Source organism: Mesorhizobium sp. P171375 (genome assembly GCF_057786075.1).
Window position 1 is genome coordinate 4,812,829 of record NZ_JBYNWF010000001.1, and the last position, 16,363, is coordinate 4,829,191.

16 protein-coding genes and 1 tRNA gene are annotated in these 16,363 nt (G+C 61.4%); 6 read left to right on the forward strand and 11 right to left on the reverse strand.

Annotated elements, in window-relative coordinates; all coding sequences use genetic code 11:
- Positions 1 to 20: 20 nt before the first annotated feature.
- Complete coding sequence (locus ACYHH6_RS23415) at positions 21 to 872, forward strand: TrmH family RNA methyltransferase (RefSeq protein WP_352585973.1); 852 nt, start codon at positions 21 to 23, stop codon at positions 870 to 872.
- A gap of 44 nt (positions 873 to 916) precedes the next feature.
- Here ACYHH6_RS23415 and ACYHH6_RS23420 read toward each other — a convergent pair whose 3' ends face one another.
- The 3 genes from ACYHH6_RS23420 to gcl form a co-directional block, all read right to left on the reverse strand.
- Positions 917 to 1,804, reverse strand: a complete 888-nt coding sequence (locus tag ACYHH6_RS23420) for a 2-hydroxy-3-oxopropionate reductase (RefSeq protein WP_352585972.1) — start codon at positions 1,802 to 1,804, stop codon at positions 917 to 919.
- A gap of 192 nt (positions 1,805 to 1,996) precedes the next feature.
- Positions 1,997 to 2,794 (reverse strand): 2-oxo-tetronate isomerase, encoded by a 798-nt coding sequence (gene otnI / locus ACYHH6_RS23425; RefSeq protein WP_352585971.1) that lies wholly within the window; start codon positions 2,792 to 2,794, stop codon positions 1,997 to 1,999.
- Positions 2,795 to 2,821: 27 nt separating this feature from the next.
- A complete protein-coding gene (gcl, locus tag ACYHH6_RS23430; protein WP_352585970.1) occupies positions 2,822 to 4,603 on the reverse strand; it encodes a glyoxylate carboligase in 1,782 nt (593 codons plus the stop codon).
- 203 nt (positions 4,604 to 4,806) lie between these two features.
- Between gcl and bhcR the strand changes: the two genes are divergently transcribed.
- The gene (bhcR, locus tag ACYHH6_RS23435) at positions 4,807 to 5,628 is read left to right on the forward strand and encodes an HTH-type transcriptional regulator BhcR (RefSeq protein WP_488500475.1); all 822 of its coding nucleotides are present in this window, start codon (positions 4,807 to 4,809) and stop codon (positions 5,626 to 5,628) included.
- On the opposite strand, the gene ACYHH6_RS23440 is transcribed toward bhcR, so the two are convergent.
- On the reverse strand, positions 5,629 to 5,985 hold the full coding sequence (locus ACYHH6_RS23440) for a hypothetical protein (RefSeq protein ID WP_181061891.1): 357 nt from the start codon (positions 5,983 to 5,985) through the stop codon (positions 5,629 to 5,631).
- Positions 5,986 to 6,073: 88 nt separating this feature from the next.
- On the opposite strand from ACYHH6_RS23440, the gene ACYHH6_RS23445 reads away from it, so the two are divergent.
- Complete coding sequence (locus ACYHH6_RS23445) at positions 6,074 to 6,529, forward strand: hypothetical protein (protein WP_352585968.1); 456 nt, start codon at positions 6,074 to 6,076, stop codon at positions 6,527 to 6,529.
- A 53-nt stretch (positions 6,530 to 6,582) separates the two neighbouring features.
- On the opposite strand, the gene ACYHH6_RS23450 is transcribed toward ACYHH6_RS23445, so the two are convergent.
- Both ACYHH6_RS23450 and ACYHH6_RS23455 read right to left on the reverse strand, forming a co-directional pair.
- Positions 6,583 to 6,891: a BA14K family protein gene (locus ACYHH6_RS23450; protein WP_352585967.1), complete on the reverse strand. Its 309-nt coding sequence runs from the start codon at positions 6,889 to 6,891 to the stop codon at positions 6,583 to 6,585.
- Positions 6,892 to 7,176: 285 nt separating this feature from the next.
- Complete coding sequence (locus ACYHH6_RS23455; protein WP_352585966.1) at positions 7,177 to 7,335, reverse strand: hypothetical protein; 159 nt, start codon at positions 7,333 to 7,335, stop codon at positions 7,177 to 7,179.
- Positions 7,336 to 7,493: 158 nt separating this feature from the next.
- Here ACYHH6_RS23455 and ACYHH6_RS23460 point away from each other — a divergent pair.
- Positions 7,494 to 7,569 (forward strand) — tRNA-Thr (locus ACYHH6_RS23460).
- 66 nt (positions 7,570 to 7,635) lie between these two features.
- Here the strand turns inward: ACYHH6_RS23460 and ACYHH6_RS23465 are convergent.
- From ACYHH6_RS23465 to ACYHH6_RS23485, 5 genes are all read right to left on the reverse strand, one after another.
- Positions 7,636 to 7,968: a hypothetical protein gene (locus tag ACYHH6_RS23465; protein WP_352585965.1), complete on the reverse strand. Its 333-nt coding sequence runs from the start codon at positions 7,966 to 7,968 to the stop codon at positions 7,636 to 7,638.
- A 43-nt stretch (positions 7,969 to 8,011) separates the two neighbouring features.
- Positions 8,012 to 8,767, reverse strand: coding sequence for a hypothetical protein (locus tag ACYHH6_RS23470; protein ID WP_352585964.1), 756 nt, complete (start codon positions 8,765 to 8,767; stop codon positions 8,012 to 8,014).
- Between the two features lie 968 nt (positions 8,768 to 9,735).
- Positions 9,736 to 10,428 (reverse strand): TetR/AcrR family transcriptional regulator, encoded by a 693-nt coding sequence (locus ACYHH6_RS23475; RefSeq protein WP_352585963.1) that lies wholly within the window; start codon positions 10,426 to 10,428, stop codon positions 9,736 to 9,738.
- A 66-nt stretch (positions 10,429 to 10,494) separates the two neighbouring features.
- Positions 10,495 to 11,919 (reverse strand): amidase, encoded by a 1,425-nt coding sequence (locus ACYHH6_RS23480; protein WP_352585962.1) that lies wholly within the window; start codon positions 11,917 to 11,919, stop codon positions 10,495 to 10,497.
- 101 nt (positions 11,920 to 12,020) lie between these two features.
- Entirely contained in the window at positions 12,021 to 13,055 is a 1,035-nt protein-coding gene (locus ACYHH6_RS23485; RefSeq protein WP_352585961.1) for an extracellular solute-binding protein, read from the reverse strand.
- A 679-nt stretch (positions 13,056 to 13,734) separates the two neighbouring features.
- Here ACYHH6_RS23485 and ACYHH6_RS23490 point away from each other — a divergent pair.
- Positions 13,735 to 14,502: an NAD kinase gene (locus ACYHH6_RS23490; RefSeq protein ID WP_352585960.1), complete on the forward strand. Its 768-nt coding sequence runs from the start codon at positions 13,735 to 13,737 to the stop codon at positions 14,500 to 14,502.
- A gap of 191 nt (positions 14,503 to 14,693) precedes the next feature.
- Positions 14,694 to 16,304: a DEAD/DEAH box helicase gene (locus tag ACYHH6_RS23495; protein ID WP_352585959.1), complete on the forward strand. Its 1,611-nt coding sequence runs from the start codon at positions 14,694 to 14,696 to the stop codon at positions 16,302 to 16,304.
- The last annotated feature ends 59 nt before the right edge of the window (positions 16,305 to 16,363 follow it).

Genomic DNA, 16,363 nt, shown 5'->3' on the forward strand with positions numbered 1-16,363 from the left:
CACAGCTATAGAAGCCGGCCATGAGCAATGACAACACGCCCAAGACCGCCAAAGACACCCACTACGCCAAGCTGCGCCGCGCCCACCGCGACGAGAAGGCCGGCGGTGCGCCCGCCTTCCGGCCGCGCCAGCCGGTGCCGCCGGGCGAGAACGCCGCAGACGGACTGGTGCGACTCTATGGCCTGCACACGGTGCGGGCCGCGCTCGACAATCCGCGGCGCAAGATCAAAAAAATGCTGGTGACTCGCAACGCCGCCGAGCGGCTTGCGATTGCCGACCTCGCCGCGCTGCCGTTCAAGGCGGAGCTGGTCGAGCCGAAGGAGATCGACAAGGTCACCGGTTCGGACGCCGTCCACCAGGGCGTGCTGATCGAGGCCGAGCCGCTGAAGCCGAAACGCCTCGACGCGCTCGGCGATACAAAACTGGTGCTGGTGCTCGACCAGGTCACCGACCCGCACAATGTCGGCGCCATCCTGCGTTCCTCGGTCGCCTTCGGCGCGGGCGCGCTGATCACGACCGCCCGCCATAGCCCGCAGGAATCCGGCGTGCTGGCCAAATCGGCCTCTGGCGCGCTTGAGCATATCGATCAGGTCGAGGTGAAGAATCTGGCCGACGCGCTGGGACAACTACATGAGGCCGGCTTCCAGACCATCGGCCTCGATTCGGACGGCCCGGCCGAACTCGAAACGAGTTTTTCAGGCGACAAGATCGCGCTGGTGCTCGGCGCCGAAGGCAAAGGCCTGCGCCAGAAGACGCGCGAGACGGTGACGACACTCGCCCGCCTCGACATGCCCGGCGCCATCAGATCGCTCAATGTGTCGAACGCCGCGGCGGTGAGTTTGTATGCAGCGCGGAAATTCCTGGGAAAGTGAATGGTGAATAGTCAATGGTGAATGGTTGAGTGGCTTGCCATTCACTATTCACCCACCTCATGTCCTGCCATCCGCTCCAGCGCCCGAACCAGCGCCGAGTGATCCTCCTTCGCCCCGCCATTGGCCGCACATGAGTTGAACAGCTGCTGCGTGGTCGAGGTGTTGGGCAGCGAAACACCAAGCGCCTTGGCGCCTTCCAGCGCCAGATTAAGGTCCTTCTGGTGCAGTTCGATGCGAAAGCCCGGCGCGAAGGTGCGCTTGACCATGCGCTCGCCATGCACTTCGAGGATGCGCGATGCCGCCAGTCCGCCCATCAGTGCTTGCCTGACCTTGGCCGGATCGGCGCCGGCTTTTGAGGCAAAGACCAGCGCCTCGGCGACGGCTTCGATGGTCAGCGCAACGACGATCTGGTTGGCGACCTTGGTGGTCTGGCCGACGCCGTTCGGACCGACAAGCGTGATGTTCTTGCCCATCTTCTCGAAGACAGGCTTTGCGCGCTCGAACGCCTTATCCTCACCGCCGACCATGATGGTCAGCGACGCCGCCTTGGCGCCGACCTCGCCGCCCGACACCGGCGCATCGAGATAGTCGCAGCCGAGATCGTTGATCTTTTTGGCAAAGGTCTTGGTCTCGATCGGCGAGATCGAACTCATGTCGATGACGAGCTTGCCTTTGCTGAGGCCGGATGCGACGCCATTGTCGCCGAACAGCACGTCGGCCACTTGCGGCGTGTCGGGCACCATGGTGATGACGATGTCGGCGGCTTTCGCCACGGCGGCATGGCCGCTGACAGTCTTCAGGCCCTTGGCGACGAGATCGGCCGGCGCCTTCGAGCGATGGTCGCTGGCAATGACAGTGTAGCCGGCATCGACCAGATGCCCCGCCATCGGTGCGCCCATGATGCCGAGGCCGATGAAGCCGATGGTTTCCATTGTTTCTCCTAAAAGTCTTGTCCAGACTGATTGAACGCTAGCGGCGCGCCCTCATCCGCCTGCCGGCACCTTCTCCCCGTATAGTGACGGGGAGAGGGGAAGCGCTCCGACGCCGGCGACCCCCTCTCCCCGTTCTTCACGGCGAGAGGGTAAGGGTGAGGGGCGGCACCAACGCCGAGTATTTGCCAACAGCTACGCCGCGGCACTCCCCTGCCCGTTGAGCTCCCGGAACCACCCCAGGCCAGCCTCCGTTCCCGCCTTCGGCTTGTATTCCGCCCCAACCCAGCCGGAATAGCCAATCCTGTCGATGTGCTCGTAGAGGAAGGGATGATTGATCTCGCCCGTCCCCGGCTCGTGACGGCCGGGATTGTCCGCAAGCTGGATATGCGCAATGCGGCCAAGGTTAGCCTCGATGGTACGGGCGAGATCCCCCTCCATGATCTGCATGTGATAGATGTCGTATTGCAGGAACAGGTTCTTCGAGCCGACGCGGTCGATCAACGCCAGCGCCTGGTCCGAATAGTTGAGGAAGAACCCTGGGATATCGCGGGTGTTTATCGGCTCGATAAGCAGCCGGATGCCGGCCTGCTCCAGTTTCTCCGCCGCGAACGCCAGGTTCTCGGCAAAGGTATTTTCCAGCACCGAACGATCCGCCCCTTGCGGCGCGATGCCGGCGAGGCAATTGACCTGCTCGCAGCCGAGTGCATGGGCGTAAGAGATCGCCTTGGCGATGCCTTGCCGGAACTCCGGTACGCGGTCGGGCAAAACGGCAATGCCCCGCTCGCCCTTGCCCCAGTCGCCGACCGGCAGGTTGAACAGCACCTGGCTGAGCCCGTTCTTCTTCAACCGCGCCGCGACCACGTCAGGCGCGTGATCATACGGGCCGATATATTCGACGCCCTTGAAGCCGGCGCGGGCGGCGGCGTCGAAGCGGTCGAGGAATTCGTGCTCGCCAAACAGCATCGACAGATTGGCTGAAAAACGCGGCATTCTTTTTCTCCTTCTTCCCGCCAAAGCTTAATCCAGGAGGACGATGGCCGTCGGCGCATCCTCATGGCTTTCGGCAAGGTCTTCGAATTCGGTGATCTTGTCGATTTCCGTGCCCATGGAAATGTTGGTGACGCGTTCGAGGATGAATTCGAGCACCACCGGCACCTGATGTTCCTTCATCAGCCGCTGCGCTTCCTCGAACGCGCCGGCGAACTCTTCCGGCTTGCGCACCCGCACCGCCTTGCAGCCCATCGCCTCGGCGACCGCGACATGGTCGACGCCGTAGCCGGCCTCGGGATCGTTAGCCCGGTTGACGTTCTCAAAGGCGAGGCTGACCTCGAAATCCATCGAAAAACCGCGCTGCGCCTGGCGGATCAGGCCGAGATAGGCATTGTTCACGACGACATGGATGTAGGGCAATTTGTGCTGCGCGCCGGCCGCCAGTTCCTCGATCATGAACTGGAAGTCGTAGTCGCCCGACAGCGCCACGATGGTGCGGTCCGGATCGGCGGCGCGCACGCCAAGCGCGGCCGGCAGCGTCCAGCCGAGCGGGCCGGCCTGGCCGCAATTGATCCAGTTGCGCGGCTTGTAGACATGCAGGAACTGCGCGCCGGCGATCTGCGACAGGCCGATCGTGGTGACATAGGTGGTGTCGCGGCCGAACGCCTTGTTCATCTCCTCATAGACGCGCTGCGGCTTCAACGGCACCTGCTCGAAATGCGTCTTGCGCTTCATCGTCTTCTTGCGGCTCTGGCATTTCTTCGCCCAGCTTGACCAGTCGCGCAGCCTGCCCGCCGTGCGCCATTCAGTGGCGACGTCGAGCAAAATCTTGAGTGCCGCACCCGCATCCGAGACGACGCCGAGATCCGGTGCGAAGACACGGCCGATCTGGGTGGGCTCGATGTCGACATGGATGAATTTTTTGCCCTTGGTGTAGACATCGACCGAACCGGTGTGGCGGTTGGCCCAGCGGTTGCCGATGCCGAAGACAAAATCGGCTTCCAGCATCGTCGCATTGCCGTAGCGGTGCGACGTCTGCAGCCCGCACATGCCGGCCATCAGCCGGTGATCGTCGGGGATCACGCCCCAGCCCATCAGCGTCGGGATGACCGGCACGCCGGTAATCTCGGCGAACTCGATCAACAGATCCGACGCGTCGGCATTGATGATGCCGCCGCCGGCAACGATCAGCGGCTTGTCCGCCGCGTTGAGCATCGCCAGCGCTTTCTCGGCCTGGGCGCGCGACATGGCCGGCTTGAACGGGACGAGCGGCTCATAGGCGTCGATGTCGAACTCGATCTCGGCCAGTTGCACGTCGACCGGCAGGTCGATCAGAACCGGACCCGGCCGCGACGAGCGCATCAGATGAAACGCCTTCTGCAACGCCATCGGCACCAGATAGGGCTCCATGACTGTAACCGCCCATTTGGCGACCGGTGCGGCGATGGCAGCAATGTCGACCGCTTGGAAGTCCTCCTTGTTCAGCCGTGCCCGCGGCGCCTGGCCGGTGATGCACAGGATTGGAATGGAATCCGCGGCCGCCGAGTAGAGGCCGGTGATCATATCGGTGCCGGCCGGGCCGGAAGTGCCGATGCAGAGGCCGATGTTGCCGGCCTTGGCCCGCGTATAGCCTTCGGCCATATGCGAGGCCGCCTCGACATGCCGCGCCAGTATGTGGCGGATCGAACCCCTGGCCTTCAGCGCCGAATAGAACGGATTGATCGCCGCGCCTGGCACGCCGAAACCGCAGGCAATGCCTTCCTTTTCGAGAACGAGAACCGCTGCGTCGACAGCGCGCATCCTGGCCATGTCAGCCTCCGCAAGATTGTTGGTTGGCTGACAATGCCAGCGCGCTGGCCATTTTTCAATTTTTTCAAAATAATTTTTCATTTCTAGAAAACCGCTACTACCGACTGATTTCGCTTACTTTTTCGTTTTCCATAAATCCGATTCAAAAAATCGGTGAAAAACTTTTTCATTGTGCTTTTGGAGAAATCGGCGACAATGCCCCCATGGAGACCAGCGAAAAACGCCAGCGCGGCCGTCCCCGCGCCTTCAACGGACCGACCGAGGCCGGCTCGGTGCAGTCGCTCGACCGCGCCTTGCGCATCCTGGCCATTGTTGCCGAAGGCAGCGGCCTGTCGTTGAGCGAAATATCGGCGCGCAGCGAGCTCGCCGCCTCCACCGCCTACCGCATGCTGACGACGTTGCAGAACCACGGCATGGTCGAGTTCGATACGTCGGACCAGCTATGGTCGATCGGCGTCGAGACCTACCGCATGGGCGCGGCCTTCCTGCGCCGGCGCAAGCTGGTCGACCGCGCCCGCGTCGTCATGCAGGAATTGATGGAAAAGACCGGTGAAACCGCCAATCTCGGCGTCGCCGAGGACGATTGCGTCGTTTTCGTCAGCCAGGTCGAGACGCATCAGGCGATCCGGGCCTTCTTCCGCCCGGGCACGCGCAGCTCCTTCCATGCCTCAGGCATCGGCAAGGCGGTGCTGGCGCAGCTCGAGCCGGAACGCGTTGCCGCCATCCTGCGCAAATCGGGCCTGCAGCAATTCACCGACAAGACGCTGTCGGATATCTCGGCGCTCGCCCATGATCTCGCTGTCATCAAGCATCGCGGCTGGTCGGTCGACGACGAGGAGCGCCATCCCGGCATGCGCTGCGTGGCCGCCGCCATCTTCAACGAGTTCGGCGAACCGATCGGCGGTGTTTCGGTCTCCGGCCCGACGGTGCGGGTGACGCCGGAGCGGCTGGGCGAGATCGGGCCGCTGGTGCGCGACGCGGCCGCGGAGGTGACGAAGATGATCGGCGGCGTCAGGCTGACCTGACTAAGCCCCGACCAGCGCGCTCCTCGCCGATACCTCGAAGACATCAAGCAGAATCGCCAGCCCGACGCCGCAGGCGGTCAGGATGATGCCGGCCATGAAGATGCGGTTCGCGCGTTCGTAGATTGGCCGGCGGAGCGAATCCAGGTCGAGCAGCAACGACAGCGCCCGCATCTGCAGGGCGATGCCAACCAGGATCGGCACCACGGCAAGCAAATGATGGAGTTGCCACGGTATCGGGTTGGCCGCCCAATGGGTGACGAAACCCAGCGAGAACGCCAGCAGGATGCCGACGGTGGTGACCGTGCCATTGCGGAAAACCGGCTCGATCAGGTCTTCCTTCGGGTCCTGCTCGTCCAAACCACCCTCCCCTCAATTGGCGCTCGGGTGGCAGACTAGACTTTCGCAAAATCGCTGTACATCGCCGGCCACATGGACGTTGGCCGTCTTGCCGCGGCTTTCGCAGGCATGCAAAAAGGCGAGCATGCGGAAAACGGTCCAGCTTTTGCTCTTCGCTTCGCTTTGCGGTTGCGTGGCGACGACCCCGCCGCGACCTGAACCCGCCGCGAGCCAGCGCGCCGATCCCATTGCGGTCTCGCTCGCCCTGGAGGAGACCATCACCATTGGCGTGCGCCAGCACTTGAAAAACCCGGTGGCTGCGAGGTTCGGACCCATACTGGCCGGCGAGCGCACGATGAACGGCCGCAAAGAGATCGTGATATGCGGCTCTGTCGATGACAAGAACGCTGCCGGCGGCTCTGCTGACTACCAGCCCTTCCTTGGCAGGATTTACCCGGATGCCGACAACAACTTCGAACTCGCCGCGATGGGCAACACGCAGCAAGGGGCGATTGCGGATGCCTGCCGCGCGGCGGGGTTGCCGATCGACACGCAGAAATCCTAGCGTGAATGAAAAAGGGGCAGTGGAGCCCCTTCTTCATTGCCTGAAGCCGACCTCTAGAGGTGGCAGTAGTGGCGATAGCCGTCATAGCCGACATAGGTGTCGGAGTACGGATCGTAGCTAGCGTAGCGGTTGGCGCAGCGGCGGACGTGCCAGGAACCACCCTCGTCGTCGACATAGACGGTACGCGGCTGCTGGCTGAGCAGGCTGCCGAGCACGAAGCCGCCAACGCCGGCGGCGATGCCGATGCCGATTTCGCGGTTGTGGTGATGGCTGTGGGCGGCCGAGGGCTGGACGGTGCCGACCAGCGAGGTGGCGGCGACGGTGCTGGCGATAAGGGCAGAAGCGATTTTGCGCGTGAACATGATGATCTCCTTGTTTCGTTGCTAGAGGCGATCCATCCGCCTCTTGATCATCTGTCGTTGCCGCGAAGAAAAAGGTTCGACGGGTTTTTGATTTTTTTCTCGAGCCGGCAAAAACGCTATTGAGGCAAGGATCTCGTCGCTCGGTGGATCTTAGCGCCACAGCGAAAGGTTCGAGGGTTTTGCGAGTAGTGAGTAGGCAGTAGGGATTAGGTTGGATCCTGCCCTAGCTCCTTAAGCCCCCTACTCACTACTGACTATTCCCCTACTCACTCTCTGTCACCCCATTCACGTGACATGCCGCAGCCAGAACGCCATCGCGATAAAGCCGACGATCGTTGCAATTCCGGTCCAGTCGATATTGGCGCTCTTCACGTCCCTGATGAGCTTCACCGCGAGAAACCAGGCGATGACGACGAGCGGGAGAATGACGACAAGTCTGATCATGCGAGCCCCCTAACCAGGCGATTGCACCTTGATGATATGTAGGAAAGGAATTGGCGGTTTTCAGCATGGCCCCCTTTGCCGGGCCGAGGGGTCCATTAGCAATCGAAAACGGAGTTTTGTCTTTACTGGCGCGGCAAATATGCTAACCGGAGCGCCGTGCCCTTGTAGCTCAGCTGGTAGAGCAGCGGTTTTGTAAACCGAAGGTCGGCGGTTCGATTCCGTCCGGGGGCACCAGTTCCGCTCGACGATCCATGGAAGAGCCATCCAGCTTTGTGAGCCTTGGCTGACCTAACTGGGAACCTAACGCGTCAACTCAACATGCCGCGGAAACGCCTGGTGCAGCAGGAGGAGCATCGTCTTGCGCAGCACGTTGGTGTCGCGGCTGGACGGGTTGAGATGATCCCAATACCAGGCGCCGTGAACCAGATAGTTCAGGCTCTCTGACAGCGTGTCTATGTCGACGCCGGTATAGCCGCCCCTGCGCGAAATCTCGATCAGCAGCTCTCGCGCTTCGGCGGTGTAGGCGAGATCGCTGGGCGCGCCGATTTCATTGTAGATCCGCATGCTTTTGCGGTCGCTGGAGAACACGACGAACACCGAGACGCCTGCCGGCGACCTGAAGAATATCCTCACCGACGATATCGACGGGCAGCTGCGGTTCTATCGGCGTTGGGCGTTAGGCTTCCGCAGCTTTGCACTGTCCATCAGAGCCCATCGCGCCAATCTCCCTTGCAACTCGAGCTACACTTTCCTGCAGACCGCCTTCATCCGACGTATCGATGCTTAATACGAACTTGCCACTGCCGAGAAGGATGCTTTTTACGCGGTCGATTATTGGGATCGATTGCAGGTTGGTTCTGCAATCCGCCTCGAACAGGCGCTCCATATAGGTCTGCCGAAGGAGTCGAGCACTCAGGCGCTGTGACAGCAATGGCTCGGCCGCGCTGGTAGCTATGGCAAGATGCGATGATGGGATCAGTTCCAAAGCAGATTTAAGTTTCTCTACGTCCGAAACGCCGCTGAACACGGCCAATGAAGAGACAAGCTGGATAAAACCTTGGTCGAAGATCACAATCTGACCAGCGTCGTACGGTTGATGCCAAACGTGGGAGAGAGCCATGAGATACTGACTGAACCTGATCAGCCAGATCGGATTTCTCGGCGCCAGAATCCTTATCAGCTTGCCGGTCAGTCTGAACCCTTCGGCGTTGTCGATAGGGTGACAAGCAAAGGCGGCAGTCCTGATCGTTGATATGGCAATACGGTGTAGTGCATAGCGGAACCCACTAGGGTCTAGCGGTGAACGATGGACACCGGGTTCATATGAAAGCACTACCTTGGCGACGTAGCCTTGTGCTTGCAGATGACGTTGAAGCGCATGTGCGAAAGTGGTCTTACCTGAGCCGGCCGGGCCAAATAGCTCGATGATCACTTTTCGGCCCCCGAAGGCGCTTGAAACTGGCAACCACTGTAAACCAGGAGCCCTTCCCGGATGATCGGAAGGGCAATAACGGCATTCACGCATGCGTCTGCATTGGTGGGTTCTTTTACCCCCCAAAGCGGCCGCCAAGAAAGCGTCCGTTGCCCGTCTAGGCCCAATGCGTGTGCGAGTCAGACTTTGGTCCCTCAAGGGAGTGCGGGACGAAGAAATGGGGTGGGGATCAATACCTTCCGATGACAAAGCGCTTTTCGACTTCCGACTTTGGTCCGTTGCACCGTAAGTCCGAAGGCCCTGGCAGGAACCATTGCTTAGCATGGAAGTTCAAGTCACACTTGGTGGTTCAGCTGAAGACCGCCACCGTTCAGTTGCTGGGGGAGTGGCACCATGCCCATTTCAGAAAAAATGATGGACGAGTACTTGAAATTCAAATGCCCCAACTGTTCCCACGTAATCGTGAAAAGGGGCTCGTGGGTGAAGGTTATATCTGCCTTCAATTGCGATCACTGCGACGCGAGGATCAGGATCGGCTATATGACCAAGCTCGCGCTTTTCGATCAAAAAATGCAGAGCATGCGCCTATCATAATCCAACGTGTCTGAGCGAGGGAAACTTCCAAGCGGCCCGACAGATCATTGGGGTAAATCCGTGAACTGTCGGGCCTGACCGGCCCGAGGGCTTGGGAGCCAGGCCGGCTGATCAAATCGTATATATTAGGGATTGCTCAAAAAAGCCCTTATTGACGATTTCCCCAACTGAGGGTGGCCCCAGCAACTCGGCCAAACCGGAGCAAGACGCTCAGATTATCATGGCTTTGCATGGTCACCAGAGAAAAACAAAAAATGCAAAGCGGAAATTTTAGCAGTTGCTAATTTTCATGAGATTGAGCGCTCGGGCGAAATAACAAATGGCGAGGTACGTTTGAGCGAATGCTTGATGCTCGGAACGTGCTGACCGGGAGCCTAGCGCATCAACTCAAAATGCCGCGGAAACGCCTGATGCAGCAGGAGGAGCATCGTCTTGCGCAGCACGTCGGTGTCGCGGCTGGACGGGTTGAGATGATCCCAATACCAGGCGCCGTGAACCAGATAGTTCAGGCTCTCCGATAACGTGTCTATGTCGACGCCGGTGTAGCCGCCGTCACGGGCGATTTCTATCAGCAGCTCTCGCGCCTCGGCGGTGTAGGCGAGATCGCTGGGCAGGCCGATTTCATTGTAGATCTGCATGCTCTTGCGGTCGCTGGAAAACACGACGAACACCGAAACCCATTTCGGATGCAGCCGGGCGAAGCGCTGTGCGCAATCGACCGCGCCCAAGGCCCGTTCCACCGGCGACAGGCCGGGCGCCCGCACCAACGTGATCCACAGCGCGTCATATTGATCGCTGAGATACTGCAGCACGGCCCGGAACAGGTTCTCCTTGCTGCGAAAATGAAACACCACCAGCGCGTTGGACGATCCGACATGCTCGGCGATGCGCTGCATGGTGACGCTCGCCAGTCCCTCCTCGGCGATGAGCTCGATGGTGGCATCGATGATACGCTGGATGCTCGCTTCGCCGCGTTCGCGCCGGCGGTCCTTGGGCGCGACGTCGTTCGCCGCACCCTTGGTCGCCTTGCTTTTTCCCGCCTCAGCGGTGGCTTTGCGTTGCGCCATTGTCGTCAGGCCTTTCCCCGGCGAAAACATCCCGCCACTGCTTTGGCACGCCGGCTCTTCGCGGACTCAGAGCGACGGGCGTGTCCCGGCATTCGTGTACCATTGACCCTGAGCCGTCTCATAGGCCATCGCCGCCCGGAAAACATCGGCGTCGCTATAGGTGCGGCCGACAATCTGGATGCCGGTCGGCACGCCATTGGCGGCACGGCCCGACGGCACGGACAGAACCGGGCAGCGGCTTAGCATGTTGAACGGCGTCGTCATCACCCAACCCAGCGACGGGTTTACGTGCTCGCCGTTGATCTCGACCGTGCCTTTGGTCTGATCGAATTCGGCCGGCACCGCCGGCAGCGCGTTGGTCGGGCAGATCAGCACATCGTATTTTTCCAGCAACGGCCCCAGCGTCTGGTACATCCCGGCCGCTACGTCCAGGGTCGCGACAAAATCCGTCGCCTTCGACTTCTGCCCATCCTGCGCAAACTGCCTGGCATAGCTGGTCATGTCCTTGCCGTGCTTGGCGAGCAGTGGCGCCAGCGAGGCGCCGAAGAGATGCTCCAGATAGGCCATGCCCGCCTTGAGCACCTCGTCGCCCCAGCCAAGGTCGACCTCCTCGACGGTAGCGCCGAGCGAGCGGAACACGTCGCAAGCAGCGAGCGTGTTCTTGCGCACGTCAGGGTGAACCTCGAACGATCCGAGATCCATCGAGAAAGCAATCTTCCAGCCTTTGATCGGCTTGTAGTCGAGCGGCAGGCGCAGTTTCGGGCGCAGCGTGGCGATGTCGAGCGGGCTCGGTCCGGCCATGACATTTTGCAGCAGGATCGTATCCCCGACATTTCGGGCCAGCGGCCCGGTGTGGCAGTAGAAGTCGAGGTTGAAGGGCGGCTCGTCGGGGTTGCGGCCGTAAGGCGGCTTGAAGCCGACCAGGCCGCAGGCCGAGGCAGGGATGCGGATCGAGCCGGCAATGTCCGAGCCGGTGGCGATCGACGATGTGCCCGAGGCCAGCGTCGCCGCCGAACCCGACGAACCGCCCGGCGTATAATCCGGATTCCAGGGGTTGCGCGTCACGCCCCAGCGCTTCGACCAGGTGTAACCGGCGCAGCTGAATTCGGGCGTCGCCGTGCGGGCATGCACTATGCCGCCGGCCTTCATGACACGCTCGTTCATCGTCGACGTGTGGCCACCAATGGCGTCCTTCGACAGCAGCGAGCCATGCGAGGTCGGCTTGCCCTTGATGTAGCTCTCATCCTTGATGCCGATCGGCAGACCCTCGAGCGCACCGGTCCTGGCGCCCTTGGCGTATTTCGCTTCGGCTTTTCTGGCGAGATTCATCGCCTCGTCGAAATGGGTGAAGGTGAAGCAGTTGATTGTCGCCTTGGTCGCTTCGGCGCGGCGGATGGTGGCCTGCATCAGGTCGACAGGCGACAGTTTCTTCGCCTTGAACAGCCGCAACGCCTCGCTGGCGGGCATGTAGCACAGGTCAAGATCGGACATCACAAATCTCCCGCGGCGGCTGGACCGCATCTGGCATGAAGAATGGCCGGGCCGCAGGGTGCGGCCCGAAGGATGTTGGTCAAGTTCGGTTGACGGCGCTGCTATTTCTGCAGATCGGTCCAGATCCTGGTGTAGAGCGCCTGGACGTCGGTCGGGCAGGCCGGCATGAACTGGCCCTTGTCGGCAAATTCGGCCGGAACATCCACTTCGGGCGCTCCCTTCATGTCGTCCGGCAGGAAGGGCTCGGAGCCCTTGATGCCATTGGCGTAGTGCGCGAAAGCCGAGATCAGCGCGGCATTCTTGGGGTCCATGATGAAATTCTGAAAAAGCTTGGCGTTCTCGACATTCTTGGCGTCCTTGAGCACCGCGACATTGTCCATCCAGATCGGAAAGCCTTCTTTGGGATAGCCGTAGACGATCTTGTCGTTTTGCAGCCGTTGGCGCAGCGATATGCCGTTCCAGTTGACACCGGCGGCAATGTCGCCTCGGCCCAGGCCGTCGACGGCCGCGTAATCGAGCGACAGCCATTTGCCCTTCGCCTCGACCAGCTTGTCATGCACCTTCTTCAGCAGCACCTTGTCGTCGGTGCAATACTTGCCGCCCTCATAGGCAATGGCGAGGAACATGATGTCCCCCATTTCGGGCACGACATTGATCTTGCCGACGAGTTCCGGCGGCGGATCGAGGAAAATCGCCGACGTGTTCGGGTCACCCGCATAGACTGATTTGTTGACCGAGATGCCGGTCGTACCCCATTGCCACGGCACTGAGTATTTGCGGCCGGGGTCGAACGGCACATCGACCCATCTCGGATCGACATTCTTGAAATTCTCCATCTGGTTGGGATCGGTTTCCAAGAGCAGGCCTTCACCGATCCAGATCGGCATGACGCTGGCCGAGGGCACGACGATGTCGTAGCCGGAGGCGCCCTGGCGGACCTTGGCCAAGGCGGTGTCATTGGAATCGTAGTCGGTGACGGTGACCTTGACCTTGTAGGTCTCCTCGAACTTCTTGATCAGGTCCGGGCTGGTGTAGTTGCCCCAATTGTAGATTTGGAGTTCGCCGTCGGCGCGGGCAATGCCGGTCATCGCCAGCAGCGACAGGCCGAGCACCGTCGCGGTGGATTTCAGCTGCATGCTTATTGTCTCCCATTGTCGGGACCGGCGGGATTGCCGCCTCGAGTCCGTATGTTCCCTTCGTCCTGGTGGTCATTCACCGGCGGATGCCGGCTGACCAACTCGATATGTTCACAACGGTATTAATTACTAAACATACAGTCAATATCTTTTTGGCATGGCGACGGTATGGCCCAGACGTCGACGACGCGTGGTCGATGCCGTCAAACCTACAGATTGTCAGGCAATGGGTGATGGATTGCCGCCGCGCCGTCGGCGGTCGCTTGCGGCTTCAGCCTACAATGCGTTCTGCGGGCATGGCATGCTGGCGTCGCCGCAGCGTGAGGCCGTCGGCCTCGGCCTGGAACTCATGTCCTCGGACTGCCGCACAAGTTCGGCGAAGAGAAGCGCGAAACTTCCCAGCATGAGGAAGACGATAATCAGGCGTGTCACCGGCAATAGACAGGTCTCAACTGGCTAGCCCCCCAGCCACCCATCCTCTGCCGGCTAACATGATCGATCGGGCTTTACGAGTGTTTAAGCTCGCTCTTAACCATCACATTCGCCTCTCCGGCGACATGAAGCGAGAGAAGCTGATTTTTGCTCCGGCGCAGTCGGGCAGGACCGGACGCTGCCTCCCTTTGCAGATGCGCCTGCCCATGCTACCCCACGAACCGCCGCCGACCGCCATCGGGAAGTCATGAGCAACGCCAGTCTCGCCTTCGTCTCGTCCGACACCGCCGATGCCAGGGCGGCGATGGAAAGCCTGTCGGCCCGCTATGGCCAGGCGTCGTTCGAGGACGCCGAGGTGGTGGTGGCGCTGGGCGGCGACGGCTTCCTGCTGCAGACCTTGCGTGACACGATGAGCACGGGAAAGAAGGTCTACGGCATGAACCGTGGCACCATCGGTTTCCTGATGAACGAATACCGCGTCGGCGGCCTCACCGAGCGCATCGCCGCTGCCGTCGCCGAAACGATCCGGCCGCTGGAGATGCTGGCGGTGACGCATGAGGGCGAGACGGTTTCAGCACTTGCCATCAACGAAGTGGCGCTGTGGCGCCAATCCTATCAGACCGCAAAAATCCGCATCACTGTCGACGAACAGGTCCGGATCGAGGAACTGAACTGCGACGGCGTGATGATCGCGACGCCGGCCGGCTCCACCGCCTACAATCTGTCGGCGCACGGGCCGATCCTGCCGCTCGACGCGCCGCTGCTCGCGTTGACCCCGGTCAGCCCGTTCCGGCCGCGCCGTTGGCGGGGTGCCCTGTTGTCCAACAAGGCGACCGTTCGCTTCGATATTCTGGAGCCGGAAAAGCGGCCGGTGAACGCCGCCGCCGACCACACCGAGGTCAAGGCGGTGACTTCCGTCACGGTTCGGGAATCACTGAGCGCGACGGCGACGCTGCTGTTTGACCCCAACCATTCGTGGAACGAACGCATTCTCGCCGAGCAGTTTCGCTATTGAGCCGGCACAAAAAGACACTACCTGATTAAGCATCGCGATTAAGCTTACGTTTCACAATCGCACCAATCCCGCCCGTTTCTGTTGACAAATCGCGGGCTTGCGCCTAATCGCAATACCAATCTTGCAGGCACGCTGTGCTTGCCGCGACGGATGCCGTTGCGCTTCCCCGAACCAGCCAAAGACAACAACACTTGTCCTCAGACACCACGACCGCTCCAGAAGCGTTGACCTTTTCAGACCTCGGCCTGTCGCCCAAGGTCCTTTCCGCAGTCACCGATGCCGGCTATAGCAAGCCGACGCCGATCCAGGCCGGCGCCATCCCGCATGCGCTGCTCGGCAAGGATATTCTGGGCATCGCTCAGACCGGCACCGGCAAAACCGCCTCCTTCGTGCTGCCGATGCTCACCCGCCTCGAAAAAGGCCGGGCCCGCGCCCGTATGCCGCGCACGCTGATCCTCGAGCCGACGCGCGAGCTCGCCGCACAGGTCGAAGAGAATTTCATCCGATACGGCAAGAACCACAAGCTCAACATCGCGCTGCTGATCGGCGGCGTCTCCTTCGACGAGCAGGACAAGAAGCTCGAGCGCGGCGCCGACGTGCTGATCGCCACGCCCGGCCGCCTGCTCGACCACCGCGAACGCGGCAAGCTGTTGCTCAACGGCGTCGAGATCCTCGTCATCGATGAAGCCGACCGCATGCTCGACATGGGCTTCATCCCCGACATCGAGCGCATCTGCGAGATGATCCCGTTCACCAGGCAGACGCTGTTCTTCTCGGCGACGATGCCGCCGGAGATCACCAAGCTCACCGAAAAATTCCTGCACGCGCCTATCCGCGTCGAGGTCTCCAAGGCCGCGTCCGCTGCCACCAATATCGTCCAGCGCCTGGTCAAGTCGGGCTCAAAGCCCTGGGACAAGCGCGAGACACTGCGCAACCTGATGAAGGCCGAAGACGCCGAGCTGAAGAACGCCATCATCTTCTGCAATCGCAAGGTTGAAGTGTCGGAACTGTTCCGCTCGCTCTTGAAATATGATTTCGACGCCGGTGCGCTGCATGGCGACATGGACCAGCGTGCGCGCATGCAGATGCTGGCCAATTTCCGCGATGGCAAGCTGCGCTACCTCGTCGCTTCCGACGTCGCCGCGCGTGGCCTCGACATCCCCGATGTCAGCCACGTCTTCAACTACGACGTGCCGATACACGCAGAAGACTATGTCCACCGCATCGGCCGCACCGGCCGTGCCGGACGCTCGGGCAAATCCTTCACCATCGCCACCAAGCCGGACACCAAATACATCGACGCCATCGAGCGGCTGATCGGCAACAAGATCGAGTGGCATGACGGCGACCTGTCGACGGTGGTCGCCAGCGAAGGCGGCGAGGACGAAGCGCCCCGCCGTGGCCGTGGCGCCCCGCGCCGCGCCGGACGCAAGGACGAAGACCGCAAGGCCCATGATCGCAAGGACAGCGGCGAGCGCAAGCCACGTGAGCGCCACGCCAAGCCTAGCGAAGTCGCCCCGGCGGATGCCGCGCGCGAGGAACAGCCGGTCGTGGCCGAAGCCGCGGTCGCCGACATCGGCGAACGGCGTCAGCGCAAGGAAGCGATCCGCTCCGAAAACAGCGAGCGCAAGGTTTCCGATCGCAACAACGAGAACCGTGCTCCCGAACGCGGCGACACCAGGCCACAGCGCGCCGGCAACAGCCGCCCTGCCCGCAACAACCGCGGCGGCGAAGACAATGACGGCACCGTCGGCTTCGGCGATGACATGCCGGCCTTCATGAAGATCGTCGCCAAGGTCTGATTTCCGGTTTTCGGTTTCGCGAGGCAAGCCGATCACCCGGCTTGCCTGCCGCGATCATT